14 protein-coding genes are annotated in these 17,175 nt (G+C 74.0%); 9 read left to right on the top strand and 5 right to left on the bottom strand.

Annotated elements, in window-relative coordinates; genetic code table 11:
* Positions 1–158: 158 nt before the first annotated feature.
* Entirely contained in the window at positions 159–656 is a 498-nt protein-coding gene (locus ACFC1F_RS37715; RefSeq protein WP_376165420.1) for a hypothetical protein, read from the bottom strand.
* 390 nt (positions 657–1,046) lie between these two features.
* On the opposite strand from ACFC1F_RS37715, the gene ACFC1F_RS37710 reads away from it, so the two are divergent.
* Positions 1,047–1,478 carry a DUF6299 family protein gene (locus ACFC1F_RS37710; RefSeq protein WP_376165418.1) on the top strand — a complete coding sequence of 144 codons (432 nt, stop codon included), beginning with the start codon at positions 1,047–1,049 and terminating at the stop codon, positions 1,476–1,478.
* A gap of 173 nt (positions 1,479–1,651) precedes the next feature.
* Here the strand turns inward: ACFC1F_RS37710 and ACFC1F_RS37705 are convergent, their stop codons facing one another.
* Complete coding sequence (locus tag ACFC1F_RS37705; protein WP_376165416.1) at positions 1,652–4,540, bottom strand: glycoside hydrolase family 2 TIM barrel-domain containing protein; 2,889 nt, start codon at positions 4,538–4,540, stop codon at positions 1,652–1,654.
* A gap of 262 nt (positions 4,541–4,802) precedes the next feature.
* On the opposite strand from ACFC1F_RS37705, the gene ACFC1F_RS37700 reads away from it, so the two are divergent.
* A complete protein-coding gene (locus ACFC1F_RS37700; protein ID WP_376165414.1) occupies positions 4,803–7,361 on the top strand; it encodes an RICIN domain-containing protein in 2,559 nt (852 codons plus the stop codon).
* Between the two features lie 228 nt (positions 7,362–7,589).
* Positions 7,590–8,957 (top strand): phytase, encoded by a 1,368-nt coding sequence (locus tag ACFC1F_RS37695; RefSeq protein WP_376165412.1) that lies wholly within the window; start codon positions 7,590–7,592, stop codon positions 8,955–8,957.
* A gap of 189 nt (positions 8,958–9,146) precedes the next feature.
* Here the strand turns inward: ACFC1F_RS37695 and ACFC1F_RS37690 are convergent, their stop codons facing one another.
* Complete coding sequence (locus tag ACFC1F_RS37690) at positions 9,147–10,454, bottom strand: ABC transporter substrate-binding protein (protein ID WP_376165410.1); 1,308 nt, start codon at positions 10,452–10,454, stop codon at positions 9,147–9,149.
* Between the two features lie 123 nt (positions 10,455–10,577).
* Positions 10,578–10,766, bottom strand: a complete 189-nt coding sequence (locus ACFC1F_RS37685; RefSeq protein WP_376165408.1) for a hypothetical protein — start codon at positions 10,764–10,766, stop codon at positions 10,578–10,580.
* 75 nt (positions 10,767–10,841) lie between these two features.
* On the opposite strand from ACFC1F_RS37685, the gene ACFC1F_RS37680 reads away from it, so the two are divergent.
* Positions 10,842–11,573 carry a GntR family transcriptional regulator gene (locus ACFC1F_RS37680; RefSeq protein ID WP_376165406.1) on the top strand — a complete coding sequence of 244 codons (732 nt, stop codon included), beginning with the start codon at positions 10,842–10,844 and terminating at the stop codon, positions 11,571–11,573.
* Between the two features lie 87 nt (positions 11,574–11,660).
* On the opposite strand, the gene ACFC1F_RS37675 is transcribed toward ACFC1F_RS37680, so the two are convergent.
* A complete protein-coding gene (locus tag ACFC1F_RS37675; protein WP_376165404.1) occupies positions 11,661–12,437 on the bottom strand; it encodes an SDR family NAD(P)-dependent oxidoreductase in 777 nt (258 codons plus the stop codon).
* 106 nt (positions 12,438–12,543) lie between these two features.
* Here ACFC1F_RS37675 and ACFC1F_RS37670 point away from each other — a divergent pair, with 106 nt between their 5' ends.
* From ACFC1F_RS37670 to ACFC1F_RS37650, 5 genes are all read left to right on the top strand, one after another.
* Positions 12,544–13,194 carry a bifunctional 4-hydroxy-2-oxoglutarate aldolase/2-dehydro-3-deoxy-phosphogluconate aldolase gene (locus ACFC1F_RS37670; protein ID WP_376165402.1) on the top strand — a complete coding sequence of 217 codons (651 nt, stop codon included), beginning with the start codon at positions 12,544–12,546 and terminating at the stop codon, positions 13,192–13,194.
* A 14-nt stretch (positions 13,195–13,208) separates the two neighbouring features.
* The gene (locus ACFC1F_RS37665; RefSeq protein ID WP_376165422.1) at positions 13,209–14,117 is read left to right on the top strand and encodes a sugar kinase; all 909 of its coding nucleotides are present in this window, start codon (positions 13,209–13,211) and stop codon (positions 14,115–14,117) included.
* A 29-nt stretch (positions 14,118–14,146) separates the two neighbouring features.
* The gene (locus ACFC1F_RS37660; RefSeq protein ID WP_376165400.1) at positions 14,147–15,022 is read left to right on the top strand and encodes an SMP-30/gluconolactonase/LRE family protein; all 876 of its coding nucleotides are present in this window, start codon (positions 14,147–14,149) and stop codon (positions 15,020–15,022) included.
* Positions 15,023–15,133: 111 nt separating this feature from the next.
* Entirely contained in the window at positions 15,134–15,316 is a 183-nt protein-coding gene (locus ACFC1F_RS37655) for a hypothetical protein (RefSeq protein ID WP_376165398.1), read from the top strand.
* Between the two features lie 74 nt (positions 15,317–15,390).
* A complete protein-coding gene (locus tag ACFC1F_RS37650; RefSeq protein ID WP_376165396.1) occupies positions 15,391–16,566 on the top strand; it encodes a mandelate racemase/muconate lactonizing enzyme family protein in 1,176 nt (391 codons plus the stop codon).
* Positions 16,567–17,175 lie beyond the last annotated feature (609 nt).

Here is a 17,175-nt window from a genome sequence, read left to right as displayed (position 1 = left end):
GCCCAGGAGCGCACTGATGCCGCTTTCCCACGGTCCTGACCACCAGCACCACGATCCGGCCCGGCACCCGGCACCCGGCACCCGGCACCCGGCCACCGCGCCTACCGCCACGGCCCGCCGCCCTTCGCGGGTGTGCGGGCCGCGGCGGGCTCGGGGCGTCAGTCGAGGTCGACGGTGAGGACGTCGTCGTCCCGGGTCAGGTGCTCGATCGTGATGGATCCGGAGGCGTCGTCGTAGCTGCCGGTTCCGCCGGTGATCGCGAACAGGTGGGACCACTGGCGGGGGTTGACGGCGACCTCGGTCAGGGAGGGCAGCGGGCGCCGGTAGGCGGTCGAGGCGGTGATCATGTCGTCGCCGAGGAGCAGCACCAGGGAGGCGAGGACGAACGCGTCGTCCAGCCCGACGGTGACCGGCGTGCACTGCGCGCTCTCGGTGCCGGCCGGGTTGCCGGCCTGGTCCCGCAGCTCGTAGTGGACGAAGTAGGGCGTGCCCGGTACGAGCACGTCCGGGATGTCGGCGGCCGTCCGCTTCCCCGTCAGGATCAGCTGCCGAGCGGGGGCGTCGGCGTGGGCGACTCCGCTCAGCCCGGCGGTGAGGCCCGCGCCGGCGGCGGTCAGCGAGGTGAGCCGAAGGGCGGTCCTGCGGTCGATGGTCATGCGGGTGCTCCCGTGTGCTGGTCGTCCGGCGGGCACGGAGGTGTGCCGCCCATCCCACGGATCTCCGTAACACGGGGTCGATCACCGCCCGGTTCCCCGCATTCGCCGATACGGGCGACACCGGGCCCCGCCGCCGCACGAGCACGAGCAGGGTCGCGTCGTCGTGGTGACCGGTGCTGCCGGCGAGGGCGCGGAGCCGGCCGGTCGGGTCGTCGAGGAGGTCGCCGTCCGCCCCGGCGGGCTCCGCGCGTCCGGGCGGGAAACGTCGCACGGCGACACGATCCCGTGGAGTGAATCCGCGGAGCGAATTGGCCGTCATGTACCAGTACAGTGCGCTTCGTCCGAAATTCGGAGACCCCGCAAACCCGCCCCGCAGGAGGAACGATGGCCGTGTCCGGCCCCCGCATGATGATGGTCGCGCTCGCCGCACTGGGCGCCGTGGCGTTCACCGCCCCGGCGCATGCCACGGCCCTCGGCGATGAGATCTCCGTGTCCTCGGAGGTCACCATCGGGGCGGACGGATCGATCCACCTCTCCGGGACCTACCGTTGCACCTCCTCCGCAGGCGTGGCGCACCAGATCAGGGCGACCGTCCAACAGGAGAGCGTCCGCCTCGGCATCGGGGCCGGGAACGTCGTCTGCGACGGCGCCGAGCGCCCGTGGGAAGCCGGAGCCCCGGCCGCCTTCGTCCCGGCGGTGCACGGCGGCGAGGCGAAGGCCACGGCGGAGCTGCAGGAGATCGACATGGCGGGGCTGGTCCCGCGGTCGGTCAGCACGGTCGCACGGGACTCCCGTGCGGTCACGCTGACCGACCAGCGGTGACCCGCCGACGGTGACCGGCCGGCGCTGACCGACCAGCGGTGACCCGCCGGCGGTGACCGGCCGATGGTGATCGACCGGCGGTGACCGACCAGCCGTGACCGGCCCGGCGCTGACCGCCGGATCCGCGCGCGACGAGGCCCCGTCCCCGATGGTCGCCCCTCGGGCCGGCCGCGTCAGGCCGCGCGGGCGGACAGGACGAAGGTGAACTCGGCCGGGCCGGCCGTCAGGCGGTGCTCGGGGAGGACCCCGGGGCCGCAGGAGGCGGAGCCGATGCCGTGCTGGGCGTGGTCGAGGTTCAGCCACACCGTGTCGCCCGGCACCAGGTCCGGTCGGTGGCGGGCGGCGGCGAGCTGTTCGGACGTCCAGCGGCGGGCGGTGAACCAGAACGGCGGATCGCCCTCGATCCGCACCGTGGTGACGCCGTCGTCGAGTTCGGCCCAGCGCACGTCGGTACGGGCGCCGTTCTCCTGGGGGCGCACGTACCGGGTCTGCAGCTCGTCGACGTCGAGCCGGTGGAGGCCGATCCGTGCGGCGGACCGGGTGTCCGGGTAGGCCTCGCCCGGCCCGCCGCCGAACCACCGCGCCCGTCCGAAGGCCGCCGGCAGGCCCATCCGGACACCCAGCCGGGGGAGGGGGAGCGTCCAGTCGCCCTCGGGCGCGACGGTGACGGTCAGCCGCAGCAGGTCCGCGTCGGCGGTCCAGCGGTGGACGGTCCGCAGGCCCAGCGCGCTGCCGGCGGGCGCCGTCCTGGTGCGCACCTCCAGGGTGTCGGCCGTCAGCTCGATGCCGTCGAGCCGGTGGCGCATCCGGTGCAGGCCGAGCTCGTGCCACTGGCGGGCGAGCTGTTCGCCCGGGGCCCACGGCGCGCCGCGGTCGTTGTCGGTGGGCGCGCGCCACACGTCCGGCCGCGGTCCCGTGACGGGGACGTCGCCGAGCCGGGTCAGGGCGCCGGTCCGGGCGTCGAACGCGGCGGGGCCCAGCAGGACCAGGCCGTCCCGGCCGTGCGGCGCCCGGCCGCGGGCCCCGGGAAGGGCCGGCCGGCCGTGGCCGGCGGGGAGTTGCCCCCAGGCCACGGTGTGCCCCGCAGGTGCCCACGGGGTGGGCCCGGCGAGCGACGCGCGCACCGTCCACCAGGCCTCGCCGGACGCCCTGCGGGGTGGCGGTGGCAGCGTCACCTCGGCGGACTCGCGGGGCCCCAGCGGTGGGACGTCCAGCGTGCGGGTGAACGGGGTCGTGCCGTCGGCCTCGTGGGTGCAGGTGAACACCAGCCCGGACAGGTCGGCGAAGTCGTGCAGGTTGGTGACCCGGACGGCGCCCGGGTCGTCCCCGGGTTCGATCCGGACCGGCTCGACCACCTTCGCGTACTCGACGAGCCCGGGGGAGGGCGTGCGGTCGGGCAGCAGCAGGCCGTCGCAGACGAAGTTGCCGTCGTGCACGTCCTCGCCGAAGTCGCCGCCGTAGGCGTGGCCGAGCTCCGGATGGTGGAGGCCGTGGTCGATCCACTCCCAGACGAAGCCGCCCTGGCAGCGCTCGTAGGTCTCGAACAGCCGCTGGTACTCGGCCAGTCCGCCGGGCCCGTTGCCCATGGCATGGGCGTACTCGCAGAGCAGGAAGGGCAGTTGGCCGCGCCGCTCGGGGCCGCCGTCCGTGCGGCGGCCGATGCGTTCGACCTCGGCGTGGTCGGCGTACATCCGGGAGTACACGTCGGTGTCCCGGCAGGACGGGTCGCCCTCGTAGTGGAGCGGCCGGGACGGGTCGCGGTCGCGGATCCAGGAGGCCATGGCGGTGAGGCCGCGGCCGGAGCCCGACTCGTTGCCGAGCGACCAGAGGACGACGCTGGGGTGGTTCTTGTCGCGTTCGACCATGCGGGCGGCCCGGTCCAGCAGGGCCGGGGTCCAGCGGTCGTCGTCGGCCGGGTTGCCCCGCCAGCCGGCGAGGTGGAATCCGTGGGTCTCCAGGTCGCACTCGTCGATCACCCAGAGACCGAGCTCGTCGCACAGGTCGAGGAAGGCGGGGTGCGGCGGGTAGTGGCTGGTGCGCACCGCGTTGATGTTGTGCCGCTTCATCAGCAGCAGGTCCTCGCGCATGGTCGCGCGGTCCAGCGTGCGGCCGGTGGCGGGGTGGAACTCGTGGCGGTTCACCCCGCGGAAGAGGATCCGGCGGCCGTTGACCTTGAACAGACCGTCCTCGACCGCGACGGTGCGGAAGCCGATCCGCAGGGGGACGCGCTCACCCGCCGTCGCCAGTTCGGCGGCGTACAGGCGCGGGACCTCGGCGTTCCACGCCTCCACCGGGGCGACGGCGGTCTCGCCGGTGGCGAGGTCGAGCGCCAGTTCCGGGACGGTGACGCGGCCCGGCACCTCGCTGTCGACGCGCAGGGTGCCGAGCCCCGAGCGGTGGTCGTACGAGGCGTGGACGAAGAAGTCGCCGGCCGCCCCCTCGGGCTGGTGCAGCAGGGTGACCTCGCGGAAGATCCCGGGCAGCCACCACTGGTCCTGGTCCTCCAGGTAGCTCCCGGACGACCACTGGTGGACGCGGACGGCCAGCACGTTCCCGGCGGGCCGCAGCAGGGCGCCCACCGGGAACTCGGACGGCAGCCGGCTGCCCTTGAAGGTGCCGAGCTCCTGCCCGTTCAGCCAGACCCGGGCGCAGGAGTCGACGCCCTCGAAGCGCAGCACGGCGGAGCCACCGGCCGGCCAGTCGGCGGGCAGGTCGAAGGACCGGAGGTGGTCGCCGGTCGGGTTCTCGTCGGGCACCCGGGGCGGATCGACCGGGAAGGGGTAGGTGACGTTGGTGTACGCGGGGGCGCCGTGTGCGCCGTCGCCCTGGAGCACCCAGTGGCCGGGCACGGTGAGTTCGGCCCAGGCCGAGGTGTCGTGGCCGGGGCGGGCGAAGGCGTCGTCGTGGGCGTCGGCGGTGGGCGACAGCCGGAAGCGCCAGCGGCCGCCGAGGTCCAGGCGGGCGGCGTCGGATCCCGGGTACCACGCGCGGGGAGGCAGGGCGTCGGTGCCGGGGGAGCGGTCTTCGAGGTAGGCGGGGCCGGGATTCCGGGGAGTGCTCATGGGTCCTCTCGGGGGCGCGGCGGCCGGCGGGGCGGGGCCCGCACCCCGTCATCTTGGGCGGGGCGCCGGACGGGCGTCAAGAGAAACTGATTGAACGATCCAAATCGATCCGTAAAGCTGATCGTTCTGTCGAATGCGCGATTTCCTGGTCGTTCTCCATTGACGCGATCGGATCGGCGGTCCTAGCGTGCCCGACGGATGCCGAGGCCCTCGCGGAATCCGCCAACGCCCCGTCCCTGCCACGCTGGAGACACATCCACCCATGTGTACGGCACCGCGGACCCGACCCCACGCCTCCGACCGGACCCGGACCTCCGGGATCCCCGCCCTCACCGCCCTGGCGCTCTGCTGGGCGCTTCTCGTCGGCTGGACCGGTATCGCGCCGGCCACCGCCGCCACGAGCACCACGAGCGTCACTGCCGTCACTGCTGCCACGAGCGCCACCGCCGCCATGAGCACGGCGAGCGCCACGAGCGCAGCCGTCACGACCGCCGTCACCGTCGACGGCAGGAGCCGTGGACGCGTCTTCGACGGCGTCGGCGCGATCAGCGGCGGCGGCGGGAACACCCGGCTGCTCCTCGACTACCCCGAGCCGCAGCGCTCCCAGATCCTCGACCACCTCTTCAAGCCGGGGGACGGCGCCGCGCTGCAACTCCTCAAGGTGGAGATCGGCGGCGACACCAACTCCACCGACGGCGCCGAGACCAGCCACGAACACACCCGCGGAGCGGTCAACTGCCAGGCCGGCTACGAGTGGTGGGTCATGGAGCAGGCCAGGATCCGCAACCCCGCGATCAAGCTGTACGCACTGTCCTGGGGCGCACCGGGCTGGATCGGCAACGGAAGGTTCTGGTCCCAGGACATGATCGACTACCTGATGGACTGGCTGGGCTGCGCCCGGCAGCACCACCTGGCCGTCGACTACCTCGGGGGCTGGAACGAGCGCGAGTTCGACGCGGCCTGGTACAAGAACCTCCGGACCGCGCTCGACGCCAAGGGGTACGCCTCGACCAGGATCGTCGGCGCCGACGACAACTGGGACATCGCCACCGCGATGCGCAAGGACAGCGCCCTCGCGGACGCCGTGGACATCGTCGGCGTCCACTACCCCTGCAAGTACCGCTCCGCGATGACCAGTTGCGCCACCACGCCGGACGCCCTGGCCACCGGCAAGCAGCTGTGGGCCGCCGAGAACGGCTCCGACGACGCCAACGCCGGGGCGCCGGCCCTCGCCCGTGGCATCAACCGCGGCTACCTGGACGCGAAGATGACCGGCTTCCTCAACTGGCCGCTGGTCGCCTCGATCTACCAGAACCTCTCCTTCAACACCATGGGCCTGGTCGTCGCCGACCAGCCCTGGTCCGGCGCGTACGCCGTCGGGCGCAGCACCTGGGCCACCGCCCAGACCACCCAGTTCACCGAGCCCGGCTGGCGGTACCTCGACACGGCCTCCGGCTACCTCGGCGGCAACCGCGCCAACGGCAGCTATGTCGGCTACCGCGCGCCGGACGGGTCGGCCTGGTCCACCGTCCTGGAGACGATGGACGCGACCGCCCCGCAGACGGTGACCCTCAAGGTGGCCGGCGGGCTGCCTGGCGGCACCCTGCGGGTGTGGTCCACCGACCTGTCGGGCCCGGCCTCGCCCGGCCGGATGGTCCGCGGCGCCGACCTCTCCGCCTCCTCCGGCACGTACACCCTCACCCTGCAACCCGGCCGCCTCTACACGGTGACCACCACCACCGGCCAGGGCGCGAGCACTGCGACCGGCCCGGCCCGCTCGCTGCTCGGGCTGCCCTACGCGGACGCCCTGGCCGGTACCGGGCCCGGCCAGGAGGTCCGGTACTTCTCGACCATGAACGGCGCGTTCGAGACGGCGCCGTGCGCGGGCGGGCGGTCCGGGAGGTGTCTGCGCCAGCAGGCCCCGCTCTCCCCGATCCGCTGGACGGACGAGGCGAGCAACCACCCCTACACCCTGATGGGCGGGCTCGACTGGTCCGACTACACGGTGAGCGCGGACGCCCTGCTGGAGCAGCCCGGCGGTGTGGAACTGCTCGGCCGGGCCGGCACCCAGCGGCGCAACAACAAGGGGCTGAACGCCTATCACCTGCGGCTGTCCGACACGGGAGCGTGGGCGCTCACCAAGTCGGACGGCAACTGGGCCTTCACCACACTGGCGGGCGGCACCGTCGCCGCACCCGGGACCGGCACCTGGCACCGGCTGGCGCTCACCTTCGCGGGGCGGACCATCACCGCGCGGATCGACGGCGCGGTGGTCGGCACCGCCCAGGACGGGGACTGGGGGGCGGGCCAGATCGGCCTGGGGACCGGTGGCTACCAGGGGGCGCAGTTCGCGAACCTGGAGATCTCCCCGGGAGCCCGGCCCGCGCTGGACGGGACGTACACCCTGGTCAACGTGGACAGCGGCAAGGTCCTCGACGCCTCGGGCCGGGGGACGGCCGACGGGACCGCGGTCGTGCAGTGGGACGCCAACGGGGGCGGCAACCAGCAGTGGCGCCTGACGGCCGCCCCGGGCGGCTACTACACCGTCACCGGGGTGGCCAGCGGGAAGGTGCTGGCGGTCACCGGGGGCTCGGTGGTGCCCGGCGCGGCGCTCAACCTGTGGACCGGGGACGGCGGCACCGGGCAGCAGTGGCTGGTCGCACCCTCGGACGGGGGCGGGTACGTCCTGGAGAGCCGCTCGGACGGCCAACTCGCGGACACCGGCGGGTCGAAGACCGCCGGGGCCAAGGTGTTCCAGCAGCCGGCCAACGGCAAGGCGCAGCAGCGCTGGAAGCTGGTCCCGGTCGGCGGGGGCGCCTGACGGCCGGGGCTGTCAGGCGGGACGGACGACCCCGACGGCGGAGTTGCCGGCGGGGTCGTCCGCATGCCCTCGGGTATATGGTATACCAATTCTTCTGGTCGATGGCCGCCCGATGCCTCTCCGTCACCTCCAGGACCCCTGTGGGAGGTGGGATGTCGTCCGCCGCCCGCCGTCCCACCGCGCGGCGGAGGTGAACGCTCCCGGCACGCAGACGACAGGAGAGACCTCGTGCGCAAGCTCCCGCACCGCACCGTGACCCTCGCCGCGGCAACCGCCCTGACCCTCGGCGTGGGGATCGCTCCCGCCGCGGGGATCGCTCCCGCAGCGGCGCGCCAACCCGCCGACGGGATCCCGGTGGTGACCGCCAAGGTCGAGACACCCGCGCTGTTCGACGACGAGGCGGGTGGCGGCTCGAACGCGGACGACCCCGCGATCTGGCGCAATGCCGCGGACCCGGACCGCAGTCTGGTCATCGCCACCGCCAAGCAGGGCGGCCTGCGGGTCTACGACCTCGACGGCCGCCAGGCGCAGTCGCTGGCCGCGCCCGCCGCCCCGCGCCCCGGCGACAAGCCGGGCCGTTTCAACAACGTCGACCTGGTGAGCGGCCTCCGCTTCCCCGACGGCCGGCGCCACGACGTGGCGGTGGTCTCCGACCGGGGCCGCGACCGGATCCGGATCTACCGCATCGACGGCGCCGATCCGACCGCTCCGCTGACCGACGTCACCGACGAGGCGCGGGCCCCGTTCGTCTTCTCCGCCGACCAGGACGAGGTGAACGACCAGCGCACCGCCTACGGACTGGCCACCTGGACCGACGAGGACAGCGGCCGCTCCTACGCCGTCACCAGCCGCCGGCACGGCACCGAGCTGGCCCTGGCCGAGCTCACCGCCACCTCCGCCGGGCGGATCGGCTACCGGGTGGTGCGGACGGTGGCACTGCCCTCGTCCTTCCCGCTGCCCGACGGCACCCGCTGGACCCCGTGCGCCGAACCGGGTGAACTCCCGCAGGTCGAGGGCATGGTGGTGGACCCGGACAGCGGGGAGCTGTACGTCGGGCAGGAGGACGTCGGCATCTGGAAGCTCGACGCGGACCTGAAGGTCGACGTGACGGACGACGACGAGCTCGAACTCGTCGAGAAGGTCCGCTCCTTCGGACGGCCCGCCGTCTACGACCCGGCGACCGAGGAGTGCGTCGAGGGCGCGGACCCCGGCTACGGCGGCAAGCACATCAGCGCGGACGTCGAGGGCCTGACCATCTGGCGGGACCCGGAGGACCCGAAGGACGACGGCTACCTGCTCGTCTCCAGCCAGGGTGACAACACCTTCGCGGTGTTCGACCGTGACGACGACAACGAGTTCGTGCGCACCTTCCGCATCGGCGCCGGCTCCGCGGCGGGCTCGCCGGACGGCTCGGAGGAGTGCGACGGCGCCGCCGTGACCGGCGCCCCGCTCGGCCGCCGCTTCCCCCACGGCCTGCTCGTGGTCCAGGACGGCCGCGACACCCCGGCCGTGACGGATCCGCACGGCGAGGAGCGGACCAGCACCGACTTCAAGTTCGTCGACTGGAAGAGGGTCGAGGAGGCCGCGGACCTCTGAGCCGCACGCCACCGGGCCGGGCCCGCACGCGTGTCGGTCCCGAGGCCGGTCCGGCACCCCGCCGGACCGGCCGCCGGACCGTCGGCGACGGACGGGCGGGCCGGCGGCGCGTTCGCCCCCGCGGCGCTGCCGGACGACGACGGCGCTGTCATGTGTGCTGCGAGCCGGAGCAGTTGCGGCAGGCCGGGATCAGCCGCCGTTCAGCTCCTTGCCGACCTTGCCGTCGATGCTGCGCAGGGCCTGGTCGACGGGCGTCCGTCCGTCGACGCCGGCGACGACGTCGGCCTTCTGGGCGTCCCAGCGGGCCTGGAAGGCGTGCCGGTCCTGGAGCAGGAGGTCCGGGGTGCTGCGGTCGAACTGGGTCGTGATCGCGGCCCAGCTGGGATCGGTGTTGTAGGTGGAGTCGACCACGACCTTGGTCTCGCGCGGGACCTTGGCGGTGTCGTACGGGAAGATCCCGTGGAACTCCATGAACTGGGCGCTGGTCGACGGTGAGCCGAGCCAGCGCATGAACGTTCCGGCGGCTTCCGGGTCCGGCAGGCCGGCGCGGGCGACCAGACTGTGGCCGCCGACGGCGGAGCAGCCGCTCTTCGGGCCGACGGGCATCGGGGCGACGGCCCACTTGCCCTTGGTCTTCTCGTTCCCGGCGGCGATGTCGGAGATGACGCTCTGGTAGAAGGAGAACATCGCGACCTCGCCGTCGACGAAGCCGTTGAGGGCGCTGGTGCCGGTGGCGGAAGTCCGGTCGGTGTAGAAGGACTTCATGTAGGTCATGGCGGTGCGCCCGGCCTCGGTGTTCTGGGTGGAGGCCTTGAAGTCGGGCGAGGTGAGGGTGCCGCCGGCCTGGCAGAGGAAGCTCTCCCAGGTCGGGTTGATGGCGTTGAGGTGGTCGTCCATGCCCTTGAACTGCCAGCCCATCACCTTCTTCCCCGCCGCGGCCGAGCGGCCGGTGATGGCGGCGGCGGTCGACTTCAGCTCGTCCCAGGTCGTCGGCGGGGTGGGGAAGCCGTACTGCTGGAGGATGTCCTTGCGGTAGAGCAGCACGTTGACGTCGAAGTACAGCGGTGCTCCGTAGAGGCGGCCCTGGTACTCGTTGACCTTGACCATGGGCCGGAACCGGCCGAGGTCCTCGGCGGTGTAGCCGAGGGTGTCGAGCGGGGCCAGCCTGGCGGCGGTCAGGAGGTCGAGCTCAAGGCCGTTGTTGGCCAGCCAGACGTCGGGGCCCCGGCCGTCCAGGACGGCCTTCTTGATGGTCTCCCGCCCGGTCTGCCAGTCCAGCACGGTGAGCTGGACGTCGATGCTGCTCTGGGAGGCGTTGAAGTCCTCGATCAGGTGCTTCAGGTTGTTCGGCCGGCCGATCCAGAAGGGCATCGTCCAGAAGGTGATCGTGGTGCGCCCCGGCGCCCGGACCGGCGGACCAGCGGAGCAGGCGCCGGCGGTGAGCGCCGAGGCGGTGGCCAGCGCGGTGGCGATGAGTCGGTGGGAGAGGCGCGCCATGGGGAACTCCTTGAAGGGTGGAGTCAGGATGATGGCGCAGAGTATCTGATATACGAAACGGCGGACAGGGGTGCTGCGGGACGTTTCGCCCCCGCGGTCCGGGGCGTCGTCGCGGCGGCGGCCTCAGTCGGCGACGAGCTCGGCCCAGACCAGTTGGCCCGCGTTCGTCCGCAGCGCGCCCCAGGTGCTGCTGAGTGCCGCGACCAGGAGCAGGCCGCGCTCGCCGCAGCTCTCGACGGTGTCGCTCGACCCGGTCGTCCACCGATAGTATATGAAATACGATATGGCAACACGCTGGGAGAAAACGGTCAAAGCGCCAGCCTGGCCCGGCTTGACGCGAGGGGATTCGGCATTCCAGGGTGATGGAATATCGCATACCATCGACGAATGAATGGAAGCAGCTGGGCGGAGCGCATCCCCGCCGTGAAGAGCAAGGCCGACCTCGCCTACGAGAGCCTGCGCAGCGCCATCGCCCGGGGGGACCTCAAGGCCGGCGAGCGGATCAACATGGACGAACTCGCCCGCCGCTTCGGAGTCAGCAAGATCCCGATCCGCGAGGCGGTGAAGCGGCTGGAGTCGGACGGGCTGCTGGTCTCCCGCGTGCACGCGGGCGTCACCGTGGCGGGCGTCGACGCCACGGAGATGCGTGGTGTCTTCCTCGCGCGCGGGGCGATCGAGGCGCTGATCGCCGAACTCGCCGTGCAGAACGTCGACGAGCGGCGGCTCGCCGAGTTGCAGGAGGTCCAGGGCCGGATGCGCGAGGCCCTGGTGCGCGGCGCCACCGCCGAGATGGCCGAGCTGAACTCCCGCTTCCACCGGCTCCTGGCGGAGGCGGCCGGCTACCGGATCCTGTGCGACCTGACCGAGCAGCTGCTGCTCACCATCCGCCGCTACCGCATCGCGGCGCCGCTCGGCGAGCGGAACTGGCGCTCGGTGGTCGACGAGCACGACGCCATCATGGCGGCGCTGCACCGGCGTGATCCCCGTGCGGCGGCCGACGCCGCGCGCGCCCACATCGGCTCCCAGGCGGCGCACGAGGTGGACGAGGTGGACGAGGTGCACGAGGTGGACGAGGTGCACGAGGTGGACAAGGAGGACAAGGAGGACGAGGGGCGGTGATCCCGGCCCGTCCGCGGGCTGGACGCGCCGCGGCGGCGGCATACGAGGGGATCGCGTGCCGCCGCCACGGCCGGGTGTCCGGCCGGCTCAGTGGGGGTCGAGCGGCGGGAGCCCCATCCGCTCGCGGTGGGCGTCGCGCAGCAGGCTGGCCGGGCTGACCACGGACGCGCCCGCGTCCAGTACCAGCTCGGAGCCGGTGATCAGGCCCGCGGCCGGGGATGCGGCGAACGAGACGGCCTCGGCGACGGCCTCGGCGTCGACGACGGTGCGCATCGGGTTGCTCTCCCGCAGCCGCACCAGGTCCTCCTCGCCGGGTGCGAGGCGGGACTCGGTCGCCGGGGTGCGCACCCAGCCGGGGGAGAGGGTGACGAAGCTGATGCCGTACCGGCCGTAGTCCACCGCGAGCTGGCGGTTCAGCGCGGCGATCGCGCCCTTCGCCGCGGCGTAGGCCGGGAGGCCCGGCGCGGCGGTGCGGTGCAGGACGGAGCCGACGGTGACCACCGCGCCCGAGCCGGCCGCCATCATCGTGGGCAGCACCTCGCGGACGCACCGGAACACCGAGCCGAGGTTGGCCGACAGCACGCGCTGCCACTCCTCGTCGGTGGTCAGGTGCAGCGGGCCGCCCTCGGTGATCCCGGCGCAGGTGACCAGCACGTCGAGGCCGCCGAGGTCCTCGACGGCGCGCCCGACCGCGGTGCGGACCTGCTCGGTGTCGGTCACGTCGGCCCGGTGGAACGCGACGCCGGGGAGCCGGGGGTCGGTGAGGTCGAGGCCGGCCACGCGCAGGCCGTCGGCCACCATACGGGCGGCGACGGCGCGGCCGATGCCGCCGGCCGCGCCGGTGATCAGGGCGGTACGGGTCACGAGGGGCGCCTTTCGTCGGGTGCGGCAGTGCTCCGGGCAGGGTCCGGAACTCGCAGGGAAAGTATACGATATTCTAAATCCATCATCTGAGCCCTCGGAGGCACCCGTGCACCCAGACGACCTTCTCGCCGCGCTGCGGGGCCGCAGGATCCTGGCCATCGTCAGGGGGAACGACCCCGACGCCGCCCTGGATGCGGTCCTCGCCCTGTTCGCGTCCGGCATCGACCTGGTGGAGGTCTCGCTCACCACCGCCGGCGCGCTCGGCGTCCTGGAGCGCGCCCGCACCGCCCTCGGCCCCTACGCGGTGCTCGGCGCCGGCACCCTGGTCACCGCCGCCGACGCCCGGGCGGCGGCCCGGGCCGGAGCCGCCTTCGCGGTGACCCCGGGGCTCACCGAGGCCGTCGGCGAGGCACAGTCCCTCGGCATGCCGGTGCTGGCCGGCGCGGTCACCCCGACGGAGATCGCGTCCGCCTGGTCCGAGGGGGCGACCGCGGTGAAGCTCTTCCCCGGCAGCCTCGGCGGCCCTGGCTACCTGCGGGCCCTGCGCGACCCCTTCCCCGACATCCCCTTCGTGCCCGTCGGCGGGGTGGACGCCGGGATCGCCCGCGACTTCCTGGCCGCCGGCGCCCTCGCGGTCGGCGTCGGCGGCCCGCTGGTCGGCACCGCCGCCTCCACCGGCGGCGACACCGCCGGGCTGCCCGCACGCGCCGCCGCCTTCCGCTCGCTCGCCGAGGAGTTCCCGTGCCCGACGTCCTGACCCTCGGCGAGGCCATGGCGGCCCTGCGCGCCGACCGCCCCCTGCGGCTCGGCGGGACGCTCTCCCTGTCCGTGGCCGGCGCCGAGGCCAACGTCGCCATCGGCCTCGCCCGGCTGGGGCACTCGGTGCGCTGGGTCGGCGTCAACGGCGATGACGAGTTCGGCGGCCTGGTCCTGCGCACCCTGCGGGCCGAGGGCGTGGACGTCTCCTGCGCCGCCGTCGACGCCACCGCGCCGACCGGCCTGGTGGTGTTCGAGCCGCGGGTCGCCGACCTGACCCGGGTCTCCTACTACCGCGCCGGCTCGGCCGGCTCCCGGCTCACGCCCGCCACCCTGGCCGGCGCACTCGCCGAGGGCGCCCGGATCGTGCACCTCACGGGGGTCACCGCGGCCCTCGGCCCGGGCCCCAGGGCCGCCGTCGAGGCCGCCGCCCGCGCCACGGGCAGTGCCGTCTGCCTGGACGTCAACTACCGGGCCAAGCTCTGGTCGCCCGAGGAGGCCGCGGCCGCCCTGCGTCCGCTGGTCCCGCTGCTGGACGTTCTGGTGGCCTCCGACGACGAGCTCGCCCTGGTCGCGCCGCGCGGCGTCCGGCACGAGGCGGAGTGCGTCGAGGCGCTGCTCGCCCAGGGGGTGGGTGAGGTGGTGGTCAAGCGCGGCGCCGCCGGCGCCGAGGTCTTCACCGAGGACGGATCGGTCGCCCGGCCCGCCGTTCGGGTCCCGGTCCGGGACACCGTCGGTGCCGGAGACGCCTTCGTCGCGGGCTACCTCTCCGGGCTGCTCGACGCCCTGCCGGTCGGGGAACGGCTCGACCGGGCCGTGACCACCGGGGCGTTCGCGGTCGCCGCGGCGGGAGACTGGGAGGGCCTGCCCTTCCGCGAGGAGCTGACCCTGCTGGACGCCGCGCCCGGGACCGCGCTGCGGTGACGGCGACCGCGCGAGAGGAGGCCGCGGCCATGGACTCCGGGGGCTGGGAGGCCCGCTCCCCCGACCGGTTCCGGCTGGGGGAGGGGGCCCGCTGGCACGAGGGCCGGCTCTACTTCGTCGACCTGCTGCAGGGCGGGCTGTACAGCACCCGCCCCGGCTGCGGCCCGGTGGACCTGCGCCGCGAGGCCGGGCTGGACGTGCCGCTCGGCGCGGTCGCCCCGGTGCACGGGCGGCCGGGGGCGTGGATCGCCGCTGCCGGACCGGGCATCGCCCTGCTGCGCCCCGGCGCGCAGCCGCACTGGATCGCCCGGCCGGAGGACGGCGCGCCCCGGCCGATGCGGATGAACGACGCCGTGTGCGACCCGGCCGGACGCTTCTGGGCCACCAGCATGGCGGCCGACGCCGAGCCCGGCGCCGGCTCGCTGTACCGCGTGGACCGGGACGGCTCGGTGCACAGGGTGCTGACGGGCCTGACCGTCCCCAACGGGCCGGTCTTCGACCCGGCGGGGACCGCGCTCTTCCTGGCGGACAGCGCGCGCGGGCTGATCGTCTCGCACGGCGTCGACCCGGAGAGCGGGCGGCTCGGACCGGCCCGCCCCTTCGTCCGGCTCGGGCAGGGGGAGGGGAAGCCGGACGGCATGACCGTCGACGACCGGGGGTGCCTCTGGGTGGCGTTGTGGGGTGCCGGACGCGTGCACTGCTACGACCCGCTCGGGCGGCTGCGCGCCGAGGTCGCCGCCCCCACTCCGAACGTCAGCAGTGTGGCCTTCGGCGGTGGCCTGATGCACCTGACCACGGCCTGGCACCGGCTGGCCGAGCCGGACCCGTGGGCGGGCGCCGTCCTCGACCGGCCGACCGAGGTCACGGCTCCGCCGGCCGCGCCGTTCCGGCCCTCGTTCCCGTGAACGGGGGGCGGGCCCGCCGGAGCGGCGAACAGGTGGCGAACTCTGGCGGTATTTTCGTATATCGCATACCTTGATGTCACAAGCTCCGCTCCCGTCAGACCCGGAGTCCCCATGAGCACCACCCGATCCACCCGAACCGGCGCACGAACCGGAAGCGGCACCGCCCTGGTGGCGGCCGCCGGCGGCTCCGTCACCCCCGTCGTCCTCCACGTCGCCGCCCCCTGCGCCATCACCGCGCTCGCCGTCCTCGGCGGTCGGGAGACCGCCCGCGGCGAGATCGCCGGCGGCATCTGACCAGCATCTGACCCTCCCCCCACGACTTCCTCCCCGCCCGGGGGAGGACCCCGCACTCCTCAGGAGCAACCCCCGTGAGCACCCAGCCACTTCGCATCACCAAGGTCGAGGCGCTGGCCCTGTCGGCCAGCTTCGACGACCTGTACGACTCGCCCGAGGACGTGCCGGACTGGCTGCGGTACCCGGCCTCCAGCCATCTCGTCCTGCCCCGCCGGGGCCAGTACGCCACCCTCGTCAAGATCCACACCGAGGACGGCTCGATCGGCATCGGCGAGGCCTACGGGCTGCCCAGCCCGCAGGTCACCGCCACCGTCGTCGCCACCGTCCTGGCCCCGCTGCTGATCGGCCAGGACGCCCTCGCCACCGCCGCGATCTGGGAGCGCCTCTTCAAGGGCCAGGCCGCCGGCGGCCACAACCGCGGCTTCTACCTGGAGGCGATGGCGGGCGTCGACCTCGCCCTGTGGGACCTGCGCGGCAAGCTCGCCGGTGTCCCCGTCCACCGCCTCCTCGGCGGCCCGATCCGCGAGACCGTCGACTGTTACGCCAGCCCGGTCGCCCTGCACGCCGACCCGGAGGACTCCGCCGAGCAGGCCCTCGGCTTCGTCGACGCCGGCTTCAAGGCCCTCAAGGTCAAGATCGGCCGGGGCGAGCGCACCGACCGCGCCCACCTCACCGCCGTCCGCGCGGCGGTCGGCGACGACATCGAGATCCTCACCGACGTCAACTGCGCCTACGACCTCGACCAGGCCACCCGGGTCGGCGCCGTCCTCGCGGACCTCGGGATCTCCTGGTACGAGGAGCCGCTCCAGGTCGACGACCTCGCCAACCTCGCCGAACTGCGCCGCCGCACGGGCCTGACCGTCGTCAACGGCGAGACCCACTTCACCCGCTTCGACCTCCGGGACTCCCTGCTCCACCGGGCCATCGACGTCTTCATGCCCAACGTCGCCCGCTGCGGCGGCATCACCGAGGCCATGCGCCTGTCCGCGCTCGCCTCCGCCTTCCACGTCGACATCGCCCCGCACGGCGTCGGCTCCGGCGTCAGCCTCTGCGCCGCACTCCAGCTCTGCGCCGCCACGCCCAACCTGCGCACCTACGAGTACAACCGCCTCCCCAACCCGATCCGCGAGAACATCCTGCTCAACCCGCCGAAGTTCGCCGACGGCGCCCTGGTGGTCCCCACCGGCCCCGGCCTCGGCTTCGAACTCGACGACGACGCGGTCGACCGTTACACCGTCGCCCGCTTCTGATCCCGCACCCCCTCACCGGCGCCGTACGGTCCGCGCCGGCCCACGAGCGCGGCGGCGGGCCGTCCCGGACCTGCCCCGGCCCGCCGTCGCCCCTGTCCCCGCCGCCCGCCCCACCGGGCGGCGGGGGCCCTCGCTTCCCGCCCCCACCCCCGGTTCCCCGGGGCGCGGAACGGTACCGTCAGCCGTCCCGCGACCCGGGCCTCCCGTGCAGCGCCCGCCCCGATCGCGCCCGACAGGTCGCGTCCGGGCGGGCGTTCCCGCGTTGCGCGGCCCGGTGGCCATCGGCGCCGGTCCTGCCGGCTTCGATCCGCCCGCCCGGCGGACGCCCGACGGGCGGGCGGAACCGGTCCCCCTGCCGACGGAGCCCTTCGTCGGCGGATCCCTTGCGGGCACGAGTCCGTGAGGTGTGGGAGGAGCCCGCTTCCATGCCGGTGCGGTGCGAGACCTCGGCCGACCCCCGCTCGTTCCCGTACCTGGTGCCGGGCGTCCAGGCCGCATCCGGCACTGCCGGCGGCACGAACCCGTTCGGACCGTCACCGCGCGGCTCCGCCGAGCAGTCCGTCCGAGCAGCCCGTCGCACCGGACGGCAGTGACCCCGGGCTCCTCCGC

The sequence above is a fragment of the Kitasatospora sp. NPDC056181 genome, from assembly GCF_042266225.1.
GTDB lineage: Bacteria > Actinomycetota > Actinomycetes > Streptomycetales > Streptomycetaceae > Kitasatospora.
The sequence above is the reverse complement of the archived record's forward strand: the minus strand, read 5'-3'. Positions and strand labels throughout refer to the sequence as shown.